Below are 22,789 nucleotides of genomic sequence, written 5' to 3' on the forward strand. Positions count from 1 at the left end.
TCCTTATGTACTTTATCTAGTGATTTCTATCAAACTGATTTGTAGATATTTATTAATTTACAATTATGCCAAATACTAACTAGTCATACCTACTACAATTATTAACCTAATTTGAATGCTACTCTGCTCCATTTTATACCCAAAGATGAAACAGGTTATCAGACTTATACCTTTACTTATTGTAAGCACATTGTTATTTGCTCCTCGACCCATTTTGGCTCAAGCAAATTATGACCCTTCGGAACAATGGGCTGATAGCCTCTTGAATACCCTCAGTTTAGAAGAAAAGATAGGACAACTATTTATGGTTGAAGTACGCCCCAATGTCAAAGGAAGCCGAGAGAGTGTACAAAGAATGATAAGAGATTATAAAATAGGAGGAGTAGTTTTTTCTCAAGGTAAAAGTAAGAAGCAAGCCGAGATTACGAATCAATATCAGTTATCTAGCACAATCCCATTACTTGTTGGTATTGAAGGCGAAAATGGATTAGGTGAGCGTTTAAGTGATGCCATTACTTATCCCAATGCCCTAACTCTTGGAGCTATTCAGAATAATATTTTTCTCTATAACATGGGGGCTGAAATAGCGCGTCAATGCCAGAGGATTGGAGTTAATATGAATTTTGCTCCAGCACTTGATTTCAATAATGAGGCAGATAAAACATTGAATGGGGAGAGGTCTTATGGTGAAAATAAAGATTGGGTAGCTAGAAAAGGGCTAGCCTACATGAAGGGAATACAATACAATAAAGTATTGGCTTGTGCAAAACACTTTCCTGGAAATGAGGGCTTAGAAAGAAGTGAAAAGCTTTTACCTGAAATTGATAAAAATATAGAAGAGCTGAAAGGGGAAAGTATGTTTCCTTTTAAAAGACTGATAGATGCTGGCTTGAAGAGCACAATGTTAGGGCACTTGAGTGTTCCATCTATAGATGACCAAAAAGGTATGCCTTTGTCTTTTTCTGCCAAAAGTATTGAAGGTATACTCCGTGAAGATTTAGCTTTTGATGGTTTGGTTGTCACTGAAGCGCTAAATCAGCAAAAGATTTCAAAATTATATTCAGGAGGGAATGCTGAGTTAAAGGCCTTTATGGCAGGGAATGATGTGATCTTAAAACCGATCAGCTTAAGTAAAGGCGTGAAAGCAATTAAATCAGCGTTTGATAAGGGCGATTTCAACATTGAAGTATTAGATGAAAAGGTTCGACGAATTCTAAAGGCGAAATATTTTGCTGGACTTCACAAAAGAAAGAAAATTAAGACTCAGAATATTGAGTCGGACTTGCATTCTCCTGCAGCAGAAGCATTACGAAGAGATTTGTATGAACAAGCCATCACTGTGGTAAGGAATAAACAAGATGTTATTCCGATTAAAGGTACATACATGAAGAAGTTTGCTGTAGTGACAGTAGGAGGTGACTCATCCCCCTTCGTTAAGGGTTTAGAAACATATACGGATTTCAAAAAGTATGTTTTTAAAGGGAGTACTTTCCCTGCTGAAAAATTGAAGAGTTATTTACCGACTCTAAAAAGTCAAGACGTAATTGTACTTGGTATTTATCCTTCCTCCAACAATGCGAATAAGCGTTTTGGAATTAGCTCATCTGTTATAAATGCTATTCAAACTTTACAACAATACACAAAGGTAATTACTGTTGTTTTTGGCTCACCTTATGGTATGAAATACTTGCAAGATGCAGAACATCTGATTTGTGCTTATGAGCAAATACCGATTATGCAAGAATCCGTTGCTCAATTGGTTTTTGGAGCTATAGAAGCAAAGGGAGTATTACCTGTTTCTGTAGATACAGACCTTCCAGTTGGTACCGGAATTAGATTGAAATCAATAGGACGTTTAGGTTATGCTTATCCAGAAAATGTAGGGATGGATAGTGAGGTATTGAAAGGAATTGATGAGATCGTGAAGAAGGGAATAAAAGAAGAGGCGATGCCAGGTTGTCAAGTATTGGTGGCTAAAGATGGAAAAATAATCTATGAAAAAGCCTTTGGTTATCAGACGTATAAAAGAGCGAGGAAGATTAATAAGAACTCAATTTATGACCTAGCTTCTATAACTAAAGTAGCAGGAACCCTACAAGGTTTAATGTACCTGACTGACCAAGGTAGTCTAGATATTCATCAGAGAGTAAGAGAACATTTACCCGAAACAGATACTACCAATAAAGGAGATATGGTCATCAAAAATATATTGATGCATTGTGCTGGGCTAAAAATTGGCTATTTCTTTTGGGGTAAAGTGAAGAATGGAAGATCATTTAATTATAAATACATCAGACGAAATCCAGCACCAGGATTTTCAGTGAGAGTTTCCAATAAGGTATATGCAAAAGATAGTATCAAAGATGATATGTGGAAATGGTTTTTAGATGGAGGGATTTCTTCAGACCCGAATATTAACGGCATTTATCCTTATAAGTATAGTGACTTGGGCTATTATATTTTCCAAAAAATCATAGAAAGACAGACTGAGCAAAACCTAAATGATTTCTTGAGCGAAAAGTTTTACCTTCCATTGGGGTTACGAACAATGAGCTATAATCCACTTGATAAGTTTAACTATTATAGAGTAGTACCAACTGAGCTAGATAATTATTATCGGAAAAACCTTGTGAGAGGATATGTTCATGACCCTTCTGCTGCTTTATGGGGAGGGGTGGCAGGGCATGCAGGTCTGTTCAGTAATGCATATGATTTAGCTGTACTGATGCAAATGAATTTACAAGGAGGGTATTATGGCGGACAACGCTTTTTCAAAAAGGAAGTAATGGAACTCTATAATTCTCAGCCCTATAGCGATATCGGAAATCATAGAGCTTTAGGTTGGGATAAACCTCGTTTTAGCTTAGAAAAAGGTTATGGACCAACTTCTTTTGCCGCTTCTCCCGATACTTTCGGGCATACTGGATTTACAGGAACTTGTGCATGGGCTGATCCTGAGTATAATCTTGTCTATGTGTTTCTTTCAAATAGAGTATATCCTTACGCACGTAATAAGAAGCTAGTAAAAAAGAACATCAGAGAACGTATACAATCCGTAATTTATAGATCTATGGGAATTGTGAAGGAGGAAGACCATGTGTTTGAACAAGAACAGTAAGATCTAACGGTACAATAATGAAACGAAAGGAAAAAATTCGAGCGAGTTTAAACTCTTTATTTCAAAAGGTAGATAAAGCAGGGAACGATGAAAAAGAGTTTGAAACCACAAAAAGTGAGACAGTCAAAACTTTCATTCATGAAACAACCGTTGAAAAAAAATCAGAAGAGTTAAGTATAGAATTAGAAGAAACTAGTGAAAAGGAGCGATCAGCATTTATAGATAATGTACTAGAAATCAAATATAAAAAGCTAGCAGATTTACGAAATAAAAGTATTGATGAAATTTATAAAGAAGCATTAGACTTCTATTTGGAATTTCAGCTAGATCTTCCCGAAGAGTAAAATAAAAACCCTTTGTACTGATGTTTAGTGCAAAGGGTTATTCAATTAGAAACTTTTCTTTTTGAAAACTGTGTATCCATAAATCAAAGCACCAATCATCGGAGGTACCATAAAACAAATGGCAGCGATTGCTAGGATATTCATAGTTAAGATCTATTTTAATATTTGTCAATAATGCAATTTTAGCTAATAAATATATAATGAACAAGTAAAAGCGAAGTCCTAACTATTATATGAGAAGGAATAGAAAGACTTGGTTATGTGAAAATTGCTACAATTTTATAAATTTTGCTGTTTAACCTTTCATATATTAAACTTTCTTTCGTAATATAATGTTTGAACATATGAACTTACTACCAAGCTCTTATGTGTAATCTCGTAAGAACAAAGTTTTTATTACTATATCTCCTTAAGGGGAACTAACTATTAACGATCAGAATTTCCCGTCAGAAATTTAATGATCAAAGAGACTATATATTAAATATCTATCGTGTAATTCTACACATAAACAGTCGCAATAAATCTATACTTATTAATACAATCCAAACCAAAAAGGGTTATGAATAAAAAAGAATTAAGGAGAAAAGTAGACATGCTTATCGGTAAGGTAGGCAGATTGTCTGGAAATCTGCTAGACAAACATTTCGTACAAGCAGGTTACAATATCACTCGCGAACAATGGGCTGTACTTCAGTTTTTGAAAGACAATGAAGGTGTACCTCAACAAGCACTTGCTGAGGAATTTCAGAAAAATAAAGCAAGTATCACAAGTTTGATCGACAACTTAGAAAAAAGTAATATGGTTGAGCGTAAAGCTCACGAAAGTGATAAGCGTAAGAAGTTGTTGTTCTTGACGAAGAAAGGGAAAGGTGTTCAAGATGAACTTGCTGAAATTTCAGTAAATACGAACAAAATTATCACAAAAGGCTTAGACAACGACCAATTGAATGTCATCGATCAGAGTTTGACTGTTATGATTGACAATATCATAGCGGCATACGAAGAGAAGAAATAATAAGGTTTGGATACAATTTTTTATAATTAGATTATCAATTTTTGGGGTATAAGAAAGTCAGTGTATTATGCACTGACTTTCTTTTTTCTAGACATCTTCATGAATAATGTATTCTTTGAATTGCTTGATATAACTTTCTTCTCCAACAGTTAGAAGCCTGTGATTTTCTTGAAGAGGTGTATTCTCAAATCCCCAGCTGTATGTATTGCAAACTTGCTTTGAGCGTTCTTGATGATCTTCAACGATTTCTTTTAAAGCGATAATGTTCACACGATGTGTTGAACGAATTTGAAGTTCGTGAATGGTTTTTCCAATGAACTTAGAAGGAATTCTGAATTCTGTAATAAAGAAATTAGGTGCAATTTCGTCCATTGAAACAACTCCTTTATTTAAGAGCTCTAAGGCAAATCTTTTCGCTTCTAGTTTTTCAGGGAAAAGAACACGAGTCAGTTCCATTCGACTCATGATTTTATATTGAATATCTTTGGCTGCACGCGCGTATATTTTCTTAACGCCTAAGTCTTTCAACATTTCAGCTTGTAATAGTTTATCCTCAAAAGCATCACCTCTTGAAAGAATAACAATATCGTCTTGTTTGACAAATTTACGGAGAAGTGTCATGTCCAATACAGGTGCATGGACGACATATTCAAAACCTTCTATTTTAAGCTGATTTACATTATCAGATAAATGATCAATCACCAAAACTTCAGCATGGTGTTGGGTCAGTGTCCTTGCAATTTCTTTCCCGAAAGCGCCAATTCCTATAAGAACAAATCTTTGCGAACTACTAAACATTATAAATTCAATTTTATTTTAAACCTTTCAATCTGCTCTTTTTATCCGACACTAATATTTGTGATCGGATATTGATAAACAGGATCTTGACTTTTCCCTCCTAAGGCAAAAGCAAAGGTAAATAGCCCTACACGTCCAAAGAACATAACAATAGTGAGTGTCAGTTTTCCTAGTGGAGAAAAAGAGGCTGTAATTCCTCTGCTGACACCTACTGTACTTAAGGCAGAAATACTTTCAAAAACTAAGTCTTCGAATGCAAACTGACTGTCTGTTATAGTGAGTGTAAGTATGGTGAAAAATATCGTAATCATAGAAAGAACAAACACAATGAGTGCTCGCTGAATACTACTTTCTGAAATCGTATGCCAATCGATATGAACTTGACTTCGCCCTTTAATTTTAGAAAAGAAATATGACACAAGGACAAATAAAGTTGTGACCTTAATCCCTCCGGCAGTTGAGTTTGGAGCTCCACCAACATACATGAGCAAGATCATAATCATGAGTGTCGGGTAAAGCAAATCACCCATTTCTACAACTGAAAAACCGGCAGTTCTACAGGTGACACTTGAAAACATGGAGTAATGAAGCTGTTGCCACCAAGGTAAATCTTGCCAACTACTCCACTGACAAAGCCATATAAGAAATGCTCCTCCAAAAGTCAGGATAAATGAAATTTTTAGAATCCATTTACTTTGAAAGCTAAGTCCTCGGTTCATCGAGAGTTTGTTTTTCTCAACTGTAAACAGATCACTGATTGTATATGAACCTATTCCTCCAATACAGATGAGCGCACAAATGACAAAGCCAGATGGAATATCATTGGCGAGTTCTGGTGCTTGAAGTCCTTGAGGGAAAGTACTAAATCCTGCATTACAGAAAGCCGAAATGGAGTGAAATAAGGCATGGAAATAAACATCTGGAGTATCATGAGAGAGAGAATTTTCCCAAATAAGATATAAGGTTAGGGCACCTATAATCTCCGTCATGAGTGTCAGAATAATAATATTTTTGAGTGTTTTCCCAATGAAATTAATATTGTCTTGGTCTAAGGCTTCCTGTAGCATGAATTGATCTTTCAAGTACATATTCCGACGAAGAAGTAGAACAGCAAAGGATGTCAATGTCAGAATTCCGAGTCCTCCGAGTTGGAATAATATCATGATGACCACTTGTCCAAAAGTAGTGAAATCAGTGGCTAGGTTTAGTGTACTTAATCCTGTGACACAGACAGCAGAAGTAGAAATAAACAGTGCATCAATCCATTCTATACCGTTTGTTGTTGCATTGGGCAATTTGAGAAGAAGTGTACCTGCTATGACTAGGTTTAGAAATGAGGAAACCATCACTCTCACTGGTTTTTTAGAGAAATAAAGCCACTTTTCTCGGTGGAGAATGAGGTAGATGAGTGCTTTTAGGAAAATATAAATTTGAAGAGCTTGGACATAAACGGTTTTTATATGCCTGACAAACTGTTCATCTCTATGAGCTAGAAATATATTTTCTGTAAAAATAAAGAGTAAAATTACACTGGAGAGCAATAGGTCAAGTATGTCTTTGCGGAGATAATGATGTAGTTTCTTTTTTCCTAAAATGACCTTTCCGTAGGTAAATGCTGTAAAAAGAAGAGCGATTACCTCACTCATAATAAGAATGAGAACATTTACATTGTGATTGAATTCAAAGCCCCAGTAGCTAATCATAAGTACTAGTGCACATCCCCCAAGAATCACCTCTGCTTTATCGATGTACCGTCGGAGTACTTCATAAGATGTTTCCATACAACTTAACTACAAATTAATCCCGTCTACTTATCGTATTACATGTTTGATTGCAAAGTACCCCTCTAAAGAAGTAAAAGAAAAATAATCAGCGCATTAATATTTCCTAATCTGATTAGAGGGAGTAACAAATAGAGAACACTTTATTTGAGAAAAAAATGGTCGGATGTGTTGAATTTGATTTTTTAGGAAGACGATAAGTTGAAAGTGGCCTATAAAAAAACTCCCAAAGATGAAATTTCACCTTCGGGAGTTTAATTTTAAGAGTCAGTCGAAAGACTATTTATGATTAGCTATACGGCTAGATTTCTTATTTATTCATGATCTCAAGGTCACGAGCGATAAAAGCAGAAAGCTCAGCACCTGTCAACAAACCTTGTGACAATTGAGCCAAGTCATACGCATGACGAGCCAAAGTGTTTTGTGCAGTTTCATCCTCTGATTTCAAGATACGCTCAACCATTGGGTTGTTTGCGTTGATCACGATGTTCTTAGAACCTGGCATATCGCCCATTCCGAACATTCCGCCTCCGCCTTGCATTTCTGCCATTTCCTTCATTCTACGCATGAATTCTGGAAGAACGATACTTACTGGCATTTCTTCAGCAGGAAGTGCTTGAACTTGTAAGTCCATGTTGTCATTACCCAATGCCTTCTTGAAGATTTCAACTACTTTGTTTTGATCGTCTTCAGAAAGTAGAGATTCCATAGAAATTTCTTTTTCTACCAATTTCTCTACGGTATCCGCATCTACACGCTTCAATTGAACTTTCTCTAGCTTTTGCTCAACGTTGCTCACAAAGTGATTGTCGATCATGCTATCGAACTTCAATACATCGTAGCCTTTACGTTTTGCAGACTCGATGTAAGTGTGTTGCTGACCTGGGTTTGTTGTATATAAGAATACGTGATTTCCGTCTTTATCAACTTGTTCAGCCTCGATTTTCGCTTTGTACTCGTCGAATGTGAACAACTTGTCGTCCATGTTCTTGTACAAACAGAATTTCTTAGCCTTGTCGAAGAATTTCTCATCGCTCATCATTCCGTATTTTACGAACAAACCGATGCTTTCCCATTTCGCTTCGAAACCTTCACGGTCAGAGTTGAACAAGCTATTCAATTTGTCAGCTACTTTACGAGTGATATAGTTGCTGATTTTCTTCACGTTTGCATCCGACTGCAAGTACGAACGAGAAACGTTCAATGGAATATCTGGAGAATCAATCACACCGTGCATCAAGCCCAAGAACTCTGGCAAGATGTCTTTCACTTCATCAGTGATAAACACTTGGCGAGAGTACAATTGTACCTTGTTTTGGTGTTGAGTGATATCGTTTTTGATCTTAGGGAAGTAAAGGATACCTGTTAGGTTGAATGGGTAATCAACGTTCAAGTGAATCCAGAATAGTGGCTCTTCTCCGTAAGGGTAAAGCTCTTTGTAGAAGTTTCTGTAATCTTCGTCCGAAAGCTCTTTAGGGTCTTTAGTCCAAAGTGGAGCCGTGTTGTTGATTACTTTTTCCTTCTCGATTTTCTCTTCTTTCGCATCATCGCCTTCACCTTCTTTGATCGTTTCAGTCTCAGTACCGAAGATCACAGGGATAGGCATGAACTTACAGTATTTGTTCAAGATCTCTGAGATGCGGTGATCTTCCAAGAATTCTTTAGAATCCTCATTCACATAAAGAATAATGTCAGAACCTCTTTCAGCTCTTTCAGCATCAGTGATTTCAAACTCAATAGAACCATCACAGCTCCATTTTACGGCTTGTGAACCTTCTTTGTATGATTTAGTAACGATCTCTACTTTGTCAGACACCATAAATGCTGAGTAGAAACCAAGACCAAATTTACCGATGATGTTAGAAGTGTCTTCGTCTTTGAATTTCTCAACGAATTCAGTTGCACCAGAGAACGCGACTTGGTTGATGTATTTTTCTACTTCCTCAGCAGTCATACCCAAACCACGGTCAGAGATAGTCAATGTACCCGCTTCTTTGTCGATTGAAATTTTTACGTTCAAATCGCCAAGCTCTCCATTAAATTCTCCCATTGAAGCCAATTTTTGTAGCTTTTGAGAAGCATCCTCAGCATTGGCAACTAATTCTCTTAAGAAAATATCATGATCTGAATAAAGAAACTTCTTAATGATCGGAAAGATATTCTCGGTGTTTACTGAAATTTTACCTTTAACAGCCATAACGGTTTTTATATTTTTAATTTCTTGATTTTCGAATATAAAAGTGAATAATTCTGCTTGACCGATAGACAGAATCTGTTCCAATCCGTTCAAGTCTGTAATTTTGACAGTTTTATGTAAATGAAATAAGAAAAGGCATGACATTTTTTAGGTCTGACAGGTCAGAATAAGAAAAAACCTACCCTTAAGTCAGTGACAGGGTAGGCTTTAAAATTGATGTTCGATGAGTAATATTATAGCGTGGTTGATGTTCTTTAGTGTGGCTCGTGTTTATATCTCGCAACCATCAGGACCACAAGCATTGGCATCATCCAATGGGAGTCCTTCAATTTGTTCAAAGGCTTGTTTCCATACCTCGGCAGGTTGAGCACCTTGAATCATGAATTTGTCATTGATAATGAATGTTGGTACTGCAGAAACTCCAGCATTTCGGAATTGTGTTTCTTCCGCAATTACGCTTTGAAGAGCTTCTTCTGAGCTATCAAATTTGCTAATCGCTTCTTCCGAAAGTCCAGCTTGTTTTCCGCATTCAACCAAAATGTCTTTATTTTCCATATCCTTTCCTTCTACGAAATAGGCTTTGAATAAAGTCAGAGAAAGTTCTGTGTCTTTCTTTTCCTCTCTAGCGTAATGCATCAAACGATGCGCATCCAACGTATTTGGGATGTTCAATACTTTATCGAAGTTCATTTCTACCCCTTCTTGATCGGCAACTTGCTGCATCTGATCAATCATAGGCTGAGGGTCTCTTTGGTATTTATTGCCTAAAAATTCAGCTGCATTTAAGTTTTGTCCTTTCGCCACATCTGGGTGAAGTTGGAACGGATGCCAAGTGATTTCGGCCATGATATCTTTATTTTCTGCTAAAGCTTTTTCCAAACGACTATTCCCTACATAGCACCATGGGCAAACAACGTCTGAAACAATATCTATTTTTAGTTTTTTAGTCATTTCTCAGTTCTGTGTATGATTTTTATTTACATAACAACTTTTTAAACGTCATATAATTCATATTGTTTAGAATTACTATTCATTTAGGTTATGAGGTATGAAACGGTGTGTTCATTTTGGAAGATGATATATCATTTGAATTTAAAGTAGACTTAATTCTAGAGCGAATTGTGCGTGACAAGTTTGTGGAAATCTGAAAACAAACTATTGTAACCAAGAACAAATGAAACAATTTTTTCAAACTGTGGGCTTATTAGCCTTGCTAGCAACTCAAGCTTGTACAAGTGATGATGATAATACTGGCGGTTTTGAGATTCCAAATGAAGAACCATCGTCATTTACTCAAGTGAGTAAAATTGAATTGGAAGGTGGTGAAGGAGCAGCTGAAATTGCAGCTTTTGATGCAAAAACAAATCAACTTTTTGTGGTAAATAATGCTGGTGATAGTCGTATTGATGTGGTTGATTTTTCAGACCCTACCAATATGTCTATAGTGTCTTCAATCGATATTACTAGTTTTGGAGGTGGAGTAAATAGTGTAGCAGTAGGTGGAGATTACTTAGCTGCAGCTATTGAAGCTGATGAGTCAACAGACAACGGTAAAGTGGTGGTGTGGAATACTTCAGACCTTTCAAAAGTAGCCGAAGTAGAGACAGGGGCATTGCCTGATATGGTAACCTTTTCACCAGATGCAAAATACATTTTAGCTGCCAACGAAGGAGAGCCAAGTGATGATTATTCAGTAGATCCGAAAGGAGGAATAACGATCATTGAAGTAGGAACTTTCTATGAAACTCAGCTTAATTTTACTTCTTTTAATAATGAAGAAAGTAGTTTGGAGGCTGCAGGTTTTAGAGTCGCGGGACTTGACGCTTCATTGGATGCTGATGTAGAGCCTGAATATATTTCAGTTTCCTCTGACTCAAAAACAGCATACATAGCGCTACAAGAAAATAATGGTTTAGCTATTGTTGATATTGCTTCAAAGTCAATCACTGATTTGGTTGCTTTAGGTACAAAAGATTACAATGCTTTAGGACTTCAAGTAGACCCTTCTGATAAAGACAATAAAATAGAGTTGAGAGATGTGCCTGCAAATATTTATGGTGTTTATCAACCTGATGCAATTGCTACTTTCAACGTAAATGGAGCCGAGTATATCATTTCTGCAAATGAAGGTGATGGTAGAGAGTATTTCTATGATGCAGATGAAGCTACATGCGATGCAAACGGAGGTGATTTTGATGAAGAAGATGGCTGTCTATCTTTTACAGATGAGTCAAGATTAAAGAAATTAGATTTAGACCCAGTAGCATTTCCAAATGCTGATGAAATCCTATTGGAAGAAAATTTTGGTAGATGGAAAGTGATGACTACTGAAGGGGATTTAAATCAAGATGGTCTTTATGAAAAAGTGTATACTTATGGTGCAAGATCATTCTCAATTTGGGATGCAAACGGACAATTGGTGTTTGATTCTGGAGATGATCTGGACCGTAGAGCAATTGCGGCAGGAGTTTATGAAGACGGCAGATCAGATGATAAATCAGTAGAACCAGAGGGCGTAGTAGTAGGTAGTGTAAATAACCGTATGATTGCTTTTGTAGGTTTGGAAAGAGTTGACGCTGTAGCGGTTTACGATGTGACAACTCCTTCGTCTCCAGTATATTTGAGTATGCTTTCTGTAGGTGATGCTCCTGAAGGAATGTTATTTATAAATGCAGAAGATAGCCCAACAGGTGAATCTATCTTAGTAGTTACTTGTGAAGATGATGGAACTGTTTATGCTTTTTCTCCAAAATTAATTGAAGGGTAGTATTCTTCTTTTATATATTTTTAAAATGGGTAAGTCACAGATTGGTGGCTTACCTTTTTTTATCTCATATACTAGGTTCGACCTTCGAGTATTTTACTTTTTTACATATCTCAAAATCCTCAAAAATGTGTTTTTAGTGTTGATTTTACTGTTATTTCAATTTTCGTCGATAATTTTCTCTCAAATTATTATGCATGCATAATAATTTTTTTATATTTGCTAAAGCAGAAAGTTATGCATGCATACTAAAAAGCATTCGTAATTCTCTTAGACAACACTAACTATAATTACAACACACATATACCAATGAACACATTTGCTAACAAGAAAAGCGCTATCAAAGGTGGCGAGTTTTTGATCAGAGCTACTGATGCACAAGATATTTTTATCCCAGAGGACTTTACAGAGGAACAACGTATGATGGCGCAAGCCACTAAAGATTTTGTTGACACTCGTATTAACCCTGTGGCAGAGCGTCTAGACAGTATGAAAGAGCCAGAGCTTTTGCTTGAACTTTTCAAAGAAGCTGGTGAACTAGGATTACTGGGTGTATCTGTACCAGAAAATTATGGTGGATTAGGAATGAGCTTTAATACTTCACTTCTAATCGCTGATATTATGGGAGCTTCGGGTGCGTTTTCAACAACCTACGGAGCACATACAGGAATTGGTACTTTGCCTATTCTTTACTACGGTAACGAAGAGCAAAAATCAAAATATGTTCCTAAGCTAGCAACGGGTGAGTGGGGTGCTTGTTACTGTTTGACAGAGCCAGACGCAGGATCGGATGCTAACTCAGGAAAAACAAAAGCAGTGCTTACTGATGATGGAAAGCACTACTTGATCACAGGACAAAAGATGTGGATCTCAAATGCAGGTTTTGCAGATATCTTCATCGTGTTCGCGAAAATTGAGGACGACAAGAACTTGACAGCATTCATCGTAGAAAAAGATTTCGGTGGAATCACTTTCGGTGAAGAAGAGAAGAAAATGGGTATCAAAGGTTCTTCTACACGTCAAGTATTCTTTAACGAGTGTAAGGTTCCTGTAGAAAACATGCTTTCTGAAAGAGAGAATGGTTTCAAAATCGCAGTGAATATTCTTAACATCGGTCGTATCAAATTGGGATCGGGTGTATTGGGTGGTTGCCGTGAGGTAATCAAAAATGCAGCTGTTTATGCAAAACAACGTAAGCAGTTCAAAACACCAATCGCAAACTTCGGAGCGATCAAGCACAAATTAGGAGAAATGGCGATCAAGACTTTCGTAACGGAAGCATTATGTTACCGTGCGGGTCAAGACGTTGAAGATAAAATTGATGCTTTAGTTGCAGATGGCATGGACTCAGAGCAAGCAAAACTGAAAGGAACAGAAGAGTTTGCTGTAGAGTGTGCAATTGCTAAAGTATTCGGATCGGAAGCATTGGACTACGTTGTAGACGAAGGAGTTCAAGTTTACGGAGGAATGGGCTTCTCGGCGGACGCGCCAATGGAGAGAGCTTATCGTGATGCTCGTATCGCTCGTATTTACGAAGGTACAAATGAGATCAACCGTATGCTTCTTGTAGGTATGATGGTCAGAAAGGCAATGAAAGGTCAGCTTGACATCATGGGACCTGCAATGGATGTAGCGAAAGAATTGACTTCTATTCCTTCATTCCAAACAATTGATACTTCAGTGCTATTCAATGAGGAAAAAGAAATTCTGAAGAACTTGAAGAAAGCAGCCTTGATGGTAGCGGGTAAATCAGTTCAGAAATTCGAAGCAAAATTGAATGATGAGCAAGAAGTATTGATGAACATTGCTGATATGTTGATTGAAATCTATGCAGCAGAGTCAGCAATCTTGAGAGCTGAGAAATTGGTTGCTCAAAAAGGTGAAGAAGAGTGTAAGCTTCAAATCAATATTGCAAAAGCTTACTTGCAAGAAGCAGTTGAGAAAATTGCTCAAAATGCAAGAGAGGCTATTCCAGTAATCGCAAGCAGCGATGAAATGAAAGTAATGTTGATGGGCTTGAAACGATTTGTGAAGATTGATTACAAAAATACACACGCTATGCGCAGAGAAATCGCTGATGCAATAGTGGATAAAGAAGAATACATTTTCTAGTAGAAATACAGATGATTATCAAATACTTGGTTACACGTGGAAAAAGTGCTATCGATTCGATAGCACTTTTTTATTGTCCAAAATCAAGAATGTTTTACTTGTAAAGAGTCAAAAGAATTCTGCATATTGTGATAGAAATAGTTAGAATATAATTTTTAATAACCAATAGGAATATGAATCAGATTAAAGGACTAAACTTTCTAGTGGTCTTGCTAGGAATCCTACTTTGTGCTTGCGATGCTCAAGCTCAAAAATTCTCAGACTTGGATAAGTCACCAATGGATATGGTTTACTACCGTGAAGGTGGAAGACAAGGTGAAGTTGTAGCAAGAGTGCTGTACAGTCGTCCACAAATGAAAGGAAGAGAAGTTTTCGGTAAACTTGTGAAATACGGAAAAGTATGGAGAACAGGAGCGAATGAAGCTACTGAAATCACATTTTTCCAAGATGTGAAGTTTGGTGGAAAAGAGGTTAAAGCTGGTTCTTATTCGCTTTATACTATTCCAAATGAAGATAAGTGGACTGTGATTCTGAACTCAGATTTACACGTTTGGGGGGCATATTCTTATAAAGAAGAAAATGATGTAGTTCGTGTAGAAGCACCAGTTACAAATGATGGGAAAAGTTTAGAAGCATTTTCTATTACTTTTAATAAAGATGGTGATGCTACTGATTTGGTTTTGGGCTGGGATACATTACGTGTAGCTGTTCCAATTACAAAATAATTCAGCGATTCTTAAAAAATAGAAACTCACCTCTTTTTGCATAAGGAGGTGAGTTTTTTTGTGGACTTTTGACTATAAGTCAAGGTCGAAAGGCGAGTCTTCATTTTTCTTTTCTTGTAAGTGATAATGAGCTAAAAGACTACCGCCGCCACCGACCATAATCATAGAAAAATAGCAGGCTGCATCTTCAAATGGAGTGACAGCAGCAAATACGCCACCGAAGAAAATTCCAGCGCCCACACCAGCAATTAGAAAAGCTAGTTTTTTGAGAAATGGGCTACTTTGTTTTTTAGGAGCACTAAGATCGATACCTCTTTCGATCATTGCCATACGTTCTTTATGGCGTGTAGAAATAATTAAGTAGGCTAACCCGAAAACAGTCGAGAATAGAGCCATCATGACGAACATTTCTGAAGCAGGCATATGATAAAGTTTAATGTTTCAAATTTTGTATATTGATTCACCTCAATTTTTTGGGTGCTTCTGTTGGTATGACCACACAAACCAGAGTAGGTTACAGGTCTTAATCAGATTTTTTCAAAAAACTTTTTTTACCAAAAAATGGAAAAAGACTGTAACCAGAAGAAAACTCTTTGGTCTAATCCCATGAGATGAAAAACAATACACCAGAAAAAGAACTAATCATTATTCAACAGGTGCTCAATGGGCAAAAAGATGCTTTTCGCTATTTGGTTGAAGAGTATAAGAGCTTTGTGTTCAATTTGGCTTTCCAATTATTGAAGAATAAAGAGGAAGCTGAAGAGGTTGCACAAGATAGCTTTATCAGAGCCTATAAGTATTTGAGTTCTTTTAATGGGAAAGCCAAGTTTTCAACGTGGTTATACAAGATTGTTTATAATACTGCACTTACACAGCTCAAAAGAAGGAAAAAGTTTATTAGCTCAATGGATGATGTTGCTAGTTCGGAGTTGCCGAAGACAGCAGCAGAGCAAGCAGCAAATGAAATACATAAAGAAGATCAGAAGTATTACCTTGAAAAAGCAATTGCAAGGCTTTCTTCTGAAGATCAGGCTTTGATTACTTTGTTTTATATGCAAGAATTATCTTTGCAAGAGGTGAGTCAAGTCGTTAATTTGCCAGAGAATACCATAAAAGTGAGGTTACATCGTATCAGAAAGCGTTTACAAAAGCACCTTCAAATATTGTTACCTGCAGAAACTCAAGAAATCATATGAAACCAGATATAAATACTACCGATCAACTTCTCAAAGATTACTTTCAAGAAAGTAAACAGATCGCTCCAGAGAAAATGACTGATGAAGTGATGCGAAAGATTGAGGAAGTAAAACCTTTAGAGAGTACAGCGATTCACTTTTCTAAGAAAATTTTAGGAATGAGTGTCTTTGTTGCGCTTTTGTTCTTTGTTTTGGCTATTGCTTTTGGTGATCATTCTACAACTTCTTCTTCTTTGCAGATTAGCGTTCCAAGTATTGGACTAGATGCTGCAATGAAGCCAATTTTGATAGGGTTAGTAGTTGGTGTTTGGGGGCTTTTACTTTTCGATAAGGTATTGAATATTTTCTCTAAAAAGAGCCGTTCAAATACTTAGTTATTTGAAGGTTCGAGCTTTCTTTCGTTGCTTAATTTTATCAATAACCCAATAAGATACGTGAGTTGAAAGTAAGCCAATACCTGCCCCAACCAATACATCTGAAATGTAATGTTTGTTATTCATTACTCTCAAGACTCCTGTAAAAGCAGCTGTAGTATAGCCCATAGCAGTGAGCCAATGGCTTTCATCTCCTATTTCTTTATGTAAAATACTCGCAGCCATAAATGCTTGGGCGGTATGTCCTGAAGGGAAGCTATCAACTTCTTCAGAAGGGTGTGGACGTTTATGTCTAGTTGTATTTTTGATGGTGTAAACACTTCCTAGCATTAGAGCTTCAGCAAGTAATGTTTTGGTAAGACTCTCCTGCCAATTATCATAATCTTTATTTCCTATTTTATATCCTAATGTGATGGCAAGAGGAGCAAATTGGAGGTAGCTATCGAGTTGAGTATTAAAGTCAGCATACTTATTCTGAATACTTCTCTGTACCTTAAACTTGTTTAATTCTGTATTGGTATAAACTGTCCAAACGCCTGTTCCAATTAGTAATGTAGGAACAATACTTTGTTCTAGGAGAGATTCTTTATGCTTAGGAATATCTAATTGATAATTTTTATCCTGACTGTATGATGGAAACCCTAAAATGAGCAATAAGAAAAGTGAAAAGTAATGTTTCGGCATAGTTGAGAGTTTTGTCTTCGCTAAAAAATAAATTACCAATTCAATACTTTAGATAAAGCTTAAAAAGCCTCGATAGAATACATAGGCTAGTATTATGTAAGGTTTTTACTTTAAATCATCGAAGATTAAAATCAAGGTGTATTCATTTAATCCTTATAAGAAATGAAGAGCTTCACACTAGAAAAATAATTGTGTAGGCTGTTTTTAATACTTCTTGGGAAGGATTCTTAGATAAAATATGATTCACTTTATTCACAATCTTACTTATCTTTCACTTTTAAGTCATTTTTTGATAAAAAATACCTTCGAATGCATACAGAATTAGACCTCAAAGCACTTCAGTATCCTATTGGTGAATTTGTCTCTCCAGAAAATATAGACGACAAACAAGTAAAAGAATGGATTGAAGATATTGCACTTTTCCCTTCAAGACTTATTGAATTGGTTGAAGAATTAAAAGATGATGAACTAGCATATATCTATCGTCCAGAGGGCTGGTCAATCCTACAATTGATACATCACTGTGCCGATAGCCACATGAATTCTTTTATCCGTTTCAAGTTAGCTCTTACTGAAGATACACCTACTATCAGACCATACTTGGAAGACAAATGGGCGAAATGTCCAGATACACTTGAAATGCCAATAGAAACTTCATTACAGATTCTTACAGGGCTTCACGCTCGTTGGTCACACCTTTTAAATAGACTAACTGAAGAAGGGTTGAAGAGAACTTTTGTACATCCTGAACATGGAAAGCAGTTTTCATTGGCGGAGGCTATTGGGATGTATGCTTGGCATTGTTACCATCATTTAGCTCATGTCAGTTTAGCATTAAAATTTAAAGGTGAATTTTAAATATGAAAGAGCTATCTATTCGCCCCTTAAAAGCTGAAGACTGGAAACGCGTTGCTCATATTTATGAAGAAGGAATCGCGACAGGAAATGCAACTTTTCAGCAAGAAGCTCCAACATGGGATAGCTGGGATAATTCCCACATGCAATCTTGTCGATTTGTAGTAGAAGTAGATACGAAGGTTGTTGCTTGGGCTGCATTATCGAAAGTTTCAGACAGGTGTGTATATGCTGGAGTAGCGGAGGTTAGTGTGTATGTAGGTTCTGAAGCTCGTGGAATGAAGTTGGGGCAAAAGCTTTTACAGAAACTGATAACTGAGAGTGAAAATAGAGGAATATGGACGCTACAAGCTGGTATTTTTCCTGAAAATGAAGTGAGTATCTATTTACATGAAAAATTAGGCTTTAGAAAAATAGGTTACAGAGAGAAAATCGGTCAGATGAATGGAGTCTGGCGAGATACTGTACTTTTAGAAAGACGCTCGAAAATTATATAAGAATTTGTGGATAGCAGCATTTAGAAATTGGCTTCGAGGGATCAGAAATTATCTGTATTTGAAGTTTATGAAAAAGACTTTTGCAGATCAGGGTGAAATTCTGATTTTCAGCGAGGCAAGAAGTGGAAGCACTTGGCTTATGGAAATCCTAAGCCAATTGCCTAAAACAGTCACTAATTGGGAGCCTTTGCATCAGAATTTTGGTACAATTCCTAAAAAACTGAATTGGGGGTGGCGTCCTTTCATTCCTTTTTCGGACAGAAATCCACTTTTTGTAAAAATTATAGAAGACAGCTTATCACTATCGACTTTTACTCCTTGGACTGTACAGTTTAATTCTCTAACACAGTTGAGGGAAGGAGAGATTGTCATTACCAAGTTTGTCAGAGCAAATATGCTTTTACCTTGGTTTTTAAAACGAATAAGCCTAAAACGAAAGCCTATATTACTCCTTCGTCATCCTATAGATACTTGTCTTTCACAGGTAAATACCTTTGATAAAGGGAAAGATATAAACATTCCCAATTGGATAAATAATGAACGTTTCATAACACATCATTCTTTCTTAAATACACTTGAAACCAAGCTGGAAATAAGGCTTGCTAATTGGTGTATAAATAATGTGAGTGTAGTTCAGAATAAAGAGGTTTTGAGGGACGTAATTCCTGTTTTTTATGAAGATTTATTACGTGATCCTAAGAAGGAACTAAATCGAATTTTAAAGGAACTAGAAATAGACACTGATGCAAAAAATCTTCTAAAAAATATCAAGAAAGGAAGCTATACCGATTTTCAGAAAACCTATTTAGAAGACTCAGAGCAACAATTGGAAAAGAGGATTCTTCAATTAGATGAACAAACAAAAGAGCGAATTCAGCGAATCTTTGATCATTTCGGACTTACAATTTATAATGCTTATTCTCCTATTTCGTCGAAAAAAAACATTAATCTTGCATAGTTAAGAGCAAATAATCAGCCTTTTGAAAGAAAAACAGGCGAATAAGTTTTTCGCTTGTCGAATGTCATTTTTTTTGTTGATTATTAATTAGTAAAATGCAATACCTTGTTGTATTAAACAGAAATACTTAAGGTTACGCCTCTAAAGGTAGTTATTCGTTTGTCAACTATTCTGATCTATATTCAGCGATAAACTACCAATTAAAAAGGTGTGTGTACAAGAAATTCCAAGTCAGAAAAAGACAATCATTGCAAATAACTTTCGAGTGTTTTTGAAGGAGTGGAATTCCTATTATTTTAGATTTAGCTTCAGCATTATAACCACTAATATTTGAAGTGAAAATCATACAATCATCTGTACCAAGTAGACAGATAGATGATCTGTAAAGATGAAAATGAAATGAATTAAAAACTTAATAACCAAATTATACCTACCACATGAAATTACGATTTAAGGTCAACTATTATACGCAATGGGGGCAAAGGCTGTATATCGTTGGTTCTGTACCAAGTCTTGGAAAATCAGATTATACAAAAGCGATACCTATGAATTCATTCCCAAATGGAAATTGGGAGCTAGACGTTGAATTTAAGGGAAGATCGAGCAAACTCGAATACAGATATTTTGTAAAAGACGAAAATACGGGTGCGATTATAAAAGAAGAGCACGGAGATGACCGTATTCTTAAAGTTGATAAGCAATTTGATCTGATCGAAATTAATGATGCTTGGCGCAGTAAAGATGTTTATACTTCATCTTCTTTTACAAAAGCGGTCTTTGGAGGGAAACGTACTTCAGCAAAAGCAAAAGCGATTAAAGTATCTTCAAAGCAAAAAGAGCTCGTTCATCGTTTTGAGATATTAGTCCCAAGAATTGGTGATAATTATGAAGTTCATATGGTTGGTAATATACCTTCTTTGGGCGAATGGGATAATTCAAAAGCTATTAAGTTAGTTGCTGATGAAGATGGTGTGAGATGGTCTACGACTGTAAATCTTCAAGTTAGCCACGAACATGTAAGATATAAATTCTTCTTAGTAGATTCTAAAACAGGTGAAGTTGTTAATTATGAAGCTGGTGACAACAGATATTTGTACGTTACAGCGGCAGGTGATGAACATATTCTTCAAATTATCTCAGAAGGAATTTTCAGATATGATGCCAATGCATGGAAAGGTACAGGAGTAGCAGTTCCTGTATTCTCTCTGCGTACGCATGAAGGCATGGGAGTAGGAGAGTTCAACGACATTAAACTGTTGGTGGATTGGGCAAAGCGAGTAGGAATGAAGATGGTACAGATTCTTCCTGTAAATGATACAATTGCATCTCATTCTTGGATAGACTCATACCCTTATGCAGCTATTTCAGTTTATGCACTTCATCCTATTTATATCAATCTTGAAAAAGTTGGTTCATTAAAGACGAAGAAAAAAATGGACGAACTAGAGAAGAAGCGTAGAGAACTAAACGCTCTTCCTGAGATTGACTATGAAGCGGTCTTGAATACTAAAATGACTTACTTAGAAGCTTTATGGAAAGAAAAGAAAACAGCATTCTATAAAGCCACAAAAGTTAAAGCATTTATCAAAGAGCATGAGCATTGGTTGAAACCATATGCTGCATTCTCATATTTGAGAGAAAAATTTGGTACACCAGATTTTAATACTTGGAAAGGATATCAAAAGTATTCAGCAAAGAAAATTGATGCTCTTTTCACAGATAAAGCCTCTAAAGATGCCGTACATTTCTATATTTTCTTGCAATATCACCTTCATCTACAATTGTTGGAGGCAGCTGAATATGCAAGAGAAAACCATGTGGTGTTGAAAGGTGATATTCCGATTGGTATCTACAGAAATAGTACTGATGCTTGGTTTGAGCCAGAGCTATTTAACATGGATGGACAAGCTGGTGCTCCACCAGACGACTTCGCGGTGAACGGTCAAAACTGGGGATTCCCAACCTATAATTGGGATGAAATGAAAAAAGACGGGTATAAGTGGTGGGTAAGCCGAATGACACATCTTTCTCAGTATTTTGATGCATTCCGTATTGATCATATTCTTGGCTTCTTCCGTATTTGGGAAATTCCATTACATTCAGTTCAAGGACTTCTTGGTCAGTTCAGTCCTGCGGTACCTCTTCATATCGATGAGTTTAGACACAAAGGAATGTACTTTGATTATGACAGATTATGTAAACCATATATCAGAGGTCATTTCTTAGGCGATTTGTTCCATGAGTCTACAGACATGGTTCGTGAAACTTACTTTGATGAATATAAGTTTGGTGAGTTTCAGTTTAAGGAAGAATTCGATACTCAACGTAAGCTAGAGGCTCATTTTAATAAAATGAAGCCAAAGTCTGATGGAGAGAAAAAGCATAATGATTGGCTTAGAGATACACTTTATCATTTGCATAATGAGGTAATTCTTATTGAAGCCAAAGGTCACGATGATAAGCAACATTTTGTACCTAGAGTATCTTTAGATCGTACAAGGTCATTCCAAGAACTAAGTAAGAATGAGCAGAATATTATCCGTGAATTATATCTAGATTACTTCTATCATAGACAAGAAGGACTTTGGAGAGAGCAAGCTTTAGAAAAGCTTCCTGCAATCACCAATGCTACAAACATGCTGATTTGTGGAGAAGATTTAGGTATGGTTCCAGATTGTGTACCTGGAGTAATGGATGAGTTAGACATCCTTTCTTTGGAAATTCAGCGTATGCCTAAAGATCCAAAAATTGAATTTGGACACCCTGCCGATTATCCATATATGTCAGTAGGTAGTACTTCTACCCATGATATGGCTACTGTAAGAGGCTGGTGGGAAGAGTCAGGTGATGCAACCCAACGATTCTACAATCAATGGATGGGACATTGGGGGGAAGCACCATTCTACTGTGAGGCTTGGGCAGCAGAAGAAATTCTGAATATGCACTTGTATTCACCAAGTATGTGGGCTGTATTCCCAATTCAAGATATAATGGCAATTGATGCTGAGCTTCGCCGTAATGATGCAAAAGCAGAACAAATCAATGTTCCAGCAATAAAACATCATTATTGGAGATATCGCTTCCATATGTATTTGGAAGATCTGTTGAAAGAAGATGCATTCAATAATAAGGTGGAAACATTGATCAAGAGATCAGGTAGAAATACACCATTCTAGAAAAATTGATATTTTCAAATTGAGATATATAGCTCCTGTCTTTTGGCAGGGGCTTTTTTTATGATAAAAAAAAAGGGAGGTGAACCAAAGTTTACCTCCACAGTTTCTATCCCCTTTAAATAATTCACATGTAGTCAAAAAAGAACTAAAAAAGTTATGTATACATAGTCTTACTCCTCAAAAATTTAAAATGAT

18 protein-coding genes are annotated in these 22,789 nt (G+C 36.4%); 12 read left to right on the forward strand and 6 right to left on the reverse strand.

Annotation, left to right across the window (positions count from 1 at the left end; translation table 11 throughout):
• Positions 1-145 precede the first annotated feature (145 nt).
• The 3 genes from BC781_RS19210 (at position 146) to BC781_RS19220 (ending at position 4,477) form a co-directional block, all read left to right on the forward strand.
• On the forward strand, positions 146-3,118 hold the full coding sequence (locus tag BC781_RS19210; RefSeq protein WP_158281527.1) for a glycoside hydrolase family 3 N-terminal domain-containing protein: 2,973 nt from the start codon (positions 146-148) through the stop codon (positions 3,116-3,118).
• Between the two features lie 17 nt (positions 3,119-3,135).
• Positions 3,136-3,462, forward strand: a complete 327-nt coding sequence (locus tag BC781_RS19215; RefSeq protein WP_109620906.1) for a hypothetical protein — start codon at positions 3,136-3,138, stop codon at positions 3,460-3,462.
• Between the two features lie 559 nt (positions 3,463-4,021).
• Positions 4,022-4,477 carry a MarR family winged helix-turn-helix transcriptional regulator gene (locus tag BC781_RS19220; protein WP_109620909.1) on the forward strand — a complete coding sequence of 152 codons (456 nt, stop codon included), beginning with the start codon at positions 4,022-4,024 and terminating at the stop codon, positions 4,475-4,477.
• A gap of 87 nt (positions 4,478-4,564) precedes the next feature.
• On the opposite strand, the gene BC781_RS19225 is transcribed toward BC781_RS19220, so the two are convergent.
• The 4 genes from BC781_RS19225 to BC781_RS19240 all read right to left on the reverse strand — a co-directional run bounded on the left by BC781_RS19225 (position 4,565) and on the right by BC781_RS19240 (position 10,204).
• Complete coding sequence (locus tag BC781_RS19225) at positions 4,565-5,275, reverse strand: NAD-binding protein (RefSeq protein ID WP_109620911.1); 711 nt, start codon at positions 5,273-5,275, stop codon at positions 4,565-4,567.
• A gap of 41 nt (positions 5,276-5,316) precedes the next feature.
• Complete coding sequence (locus BC781_RS19230) at positions 5,317-7,056, reverse strand: TrkH family potassium uptake protein (RefSeq protein ID WP_109620913.1); 1,740 nt, start codon at positions 7,054-7,056, stop codon at positions 5,317-5,319.
• A 310-nt stretch (positions 7,057-7,366) separates the two neighbouring features.
• Positions 7,367-9,253 carry a molecular chaperone HtpG gene (gene htpG / locus BC781_RS19235; protein ID WP_109621436.1) on the reverse strand — a complete coding sequence of 629 codons (1,887 nt, stop codon included), beginning with the start codon at positions 9,251-9,253 and terminating at the stop codon, positions 7,367-7,369.
• A 270-nt stretch (positions 9,254-9,523) separates the two neighbouring features.
• A complete protein-coding gene (locus BC781_RS19240; RefSeq protein WP_109620915.1) occupies positions 9,524-10,204 on the reverse strand; it encodes a DsbA family oxidoreductase in 681 nt (226 codons plus the stop codon).
• A gap of 223 nt (positions 10,205-10,427) precedes the next feature.
• Between BC781_RS19240 and BC781_RS19245 the strand changes: the two genes are divergently transcribed.
• The 3 genes from BC781_RS19245 to BC781_RS19255 all read left to right on the forward strand — a co-directional run bounded on the left by BC781_RS19245 (position 10,428) and on the right by BC781_RS19255 (position 14,854).
• Positions 10,428-12,020: a choice-of-anchor I family protein gene (locus tag BC781_RS19245; RefSeq protein WP_109620917.1), complete on the forward strand. Its 1,593-nt coding sequence runs from the start codon at positions 10,428-10,430 to the stop codon at positions 12,018-12,020.
• 306 nt (positions 12,021-12,326) lie between these two features.
• A complete protein-coding gene (locus BC781_RS19250; protein ID WP_109620919.1) occupies positions 12,327-14,129 on the forward strand; it encodes an acyl-CoA dehydrogenase family protein in 1,803 nt (600 codons plus the stop codon).
• Between the two features lie 173 nt (positions 14,130-14,302).
• Positions 14,303-14,854, forward strand: coding sequence for a DUF2911 domain-containing protein (locus BC781_RS19255; protein WP_109620922.1), 552 nt, complete (start codon positions 14,303-14,305; stop codon positions 14,852-14,854).
• Positions 14,855-14,926: 72 nt separating this feature from the next.
• On the opposite strand, the gene BC781_RS19260 is transcribed toward BC781_RS19255, so the two are convergent.
• Positions 14,927-15,253: a DUF6249 domain-containing protein gene (locus BC781_RS19260; protein WP_146201736.1), complete on the reverse strand. Its 327-nt coding sequence runs from the start codon at positions 15,251-15,253 to the stop codon at positions 14,927-14,929.
• A gap of 212 nt (positions 15,254-15,465) precedes the next feature.
• On the opposite strand from BC781_RS19260, the gene BC781_RS19265 reads away from it, so the two are divergent.
• The gene (locus BC781_RS19265; RefSeq protein WP_109620926.1) at positions 15,466-16,050 is read left to right on the forward strand and encodes an RNA polymerase sigma factor; all 585 of its coding nucleotides are present in this window, start codon (positions 15,466-15,468) and stop codon (positions 16,048-16,050) included.
• Positions 16,047-16,424: a hypothetical protein gene (locus BC781_RS19270; RefSeq protein WP_109620929.1), complete on the forward strand. Its 378-nt coding sequence runs from the start codon at positions 16,047-16,049 to the stop codon at positions 16,422-16,424. The genes BC781_RS19265 and BC781_RS19270 overlap by 4 nt, the downstream gene beginning before the upstream one ends.
• Here BC781_RS19270 and BC781_RS19275 read toward each other — a convergent pair whose 3' ends face one another.
• Complete coding sequence (locus BC781_RS19275; RefSeq protein WP_109620931.1) at positions 16,425-17,108, reverse strand: phosphatase PAP2 family protein; 684 nt, start codon at positions 17,106-17,108, stop codon at positions 16,425-16,427.
• 309 nt (positions 17,109-17,417) lie between these two features.
• Here BC781_RS19275 and BC781_RS19280 point away from each other — a divergent pair, with 309 nt between their 5' ends.
• From BC781_RS19280 to BC781_RS19295, 4 genes are all read left to right on the forward strand, one after another.
• Complete coding sequence (locus BC781_RS19280) at positions 17,418-17,966, forward strand: YfiT family bacillithiol transferase (protein ID WP_109620933.1); 549 nt, start codon at positions 17,418-17,420, stop codon at positions 17,964-17,966.
• 2 nt (positions 17,967-17,968) lie between these two features.
• Positions 17,969-18,460, forward strand: a complete 492-nt coding sequence (locus tag BC781_RS19285) for a GNAT family N-acetyltransferase (protein WP_109620934.1) — start codon at positions 17,969-17,971, stop codon at positions 18,458-18,460.
• Positions 18,461-18,527: 67 nt separating this feature from the next.
• Positions 18,528-19,418, forward strand: coding sequence for a sulfotransferase domain-containing protein (locus BC781_RS19290; protein ID WP_146201737.1), 891 nt, complete (start codon positions 18,528-18,530; stop codon positions 19,416-19,418).
• 437 nt (positions 19,419-19,855) lie between these two features.
• Positions 19,856-22,594: a 4-alpha-glucanotransferase gene (locus BC781_RS19295; RefSeq protein ID WP_109620938.1), complete on the forward strand. Its 2,739-nt coding sequence runs from the start codon at positions 19,856-19,858 to the stop codon at positions 22,592-22,594.
• Positions 22,595-22,789 lie beyond the last annotated feature (195 nt).

Source organism: Sediminitomix flava, assembly GCF_003149185.1.
Lineage (GTDB): Bacteria > Bacteroidota > Bacteroidia > Cytophagales > Flammeovirgaceae > Sediminitomix > Sediminitomix flava.